The 1393-nt window shown below is 43.1% G+C and carries 1 protein-coding gene; it reads right to left on the bottom strand.

Annotated features, from left to right (window positions below; genetic code table 11):
- Positions 1-106 precede the first annotated feature (106 nt).
- Positions 107-1393, bottom strand: a 1287-nt coding sequence (locus tag F6K20_RS38555; protein WP_287298450.1) for an RNA-guided endonuclease InsQ/TnpB family protein, incomplete at its 5' end; no start/stop codon positions are given.

The following is a 1393-nucleotide window of genomic DNA, read 5'->3' as shown; positions in this document are numbered from 1 at the left end:
TTCAAGGGGCGGGTTTTCACCGCCATCCAATAGATAGTTAGAAATCTTTTGAGGGTGTTACCCTCACGATTCCCCTTACTCATACCCCTCTAGTTTCTAGAGGCTCCTAGTAAGAACGAGCCGCACCCCCAGTCCAGCTAACCGTCTTGCTGGTGTAGGCTTCACAGACATCGACAACAACCTTGTTTTTTTCGATGGCTTTGTGCTTCAAGAATTCTTTAAACCGGTAATGAGCAAATGTCAACATATTTCGGGCAGTTTTCGATCGGATTTTTCGGCTTGCCTTTTTGGACATTTGGGAAGTCTCAAATGTAGGAAGGAGGATTACATCGAAATTGTCAGTAAGAAACTTTGCCGTTTTATGATGCAACTCATTCACTAAGTTCTGAATCTTGATCACCATCCGTCTTGCTGCTTTTTTCATTCGACGCTTTTGCCTTCCCTTAGCTTTGCTAATTTTCGAGATTAGATTATCTAAGTGCTGGCCGAGGCGTTGAATGCGAGAAAAGTCCCCCGTGCCTATCTTTCCTATAGAATTCTCGCCAAAGAAAGTGGCGAAAGTCCTCACCCCAGGGTCTATAGCTACTACTCTACCTTGGTTTTCGGTTTCTTTTTTAGCAGTAGTATGCGGCACAGACAAATAAATTTTACCGTTAGTACTGACCAGACGACAATCACAAATACTAGCTGGGAGAGGTTCAGCAAAGCAAACTTTTCCCAATTTTGTGTGATAAATGCCTTGATCTGATACAGCTGACTTTGGAATATAACAAGACTGCACAGGATTTTTTCTAGATCTGAATCTAACCCTGTTAATTTGAAAAGTCTTTTTGTACTTTTTCTTGGCCTCCCTCACGGCGGTGCAAGCATCCTTTATCCCTATTGATTTTATCTGATAAGGTACTGCCTTGCACCACTCAGGAAGGTCGTTTAGGATTCCAGTTTTAATAGCCTTCCAATTGGCTTTTATCTCTCCGCTCTGGAGTAATTTGATGGTCTTGTTGAATACATAACGGGACACTCCAAACCATTGACGAACCATCCGCCTTTGCTCAGCACTTAGGAAGACTCGAATCTTCTTTGATTTTTTTGCCGTATTTTCGGAGTCCGTGAACCCTGCAAGAGAAGACGTGAATGATTCAGAGAAGATCTGCTGTGAGTTCGGATCCTCGACAGCTTTCAGGTTGGTCGAGAACCAAGATTTTTCCACCGTTGAGTTCTGCCAAGTATTCAAACAGTTCAAAACCGAATCTGGTAAGTCTGTCTCTACAGGCAACAACAATTGTGAGCTGACATCCCTGCATAAGTCGTTCCAGTATGGCTCTAAGTCCTTTCCTTTTGTAGTTGAGTCCTCAGCCAATGTCAAAGATGATTTCCGCTTCCGGAAAAAGCA

It is taken from the genome of Moorena sp. SIO2C4, from assembly GCF_010672485.1.
In the GTDB taxonomy this organism is placed as follows: Bacteria; Cyanobacteriota; Cyanobacteriia; order Cyanobacteriales; family Coleofasciculaceae; genus Moorena; species Moorena producens.
Note: the sequence above shows the minus strand (reverse complement) of the source record. Positions and strands in the feature narration are given on the sequence as shown.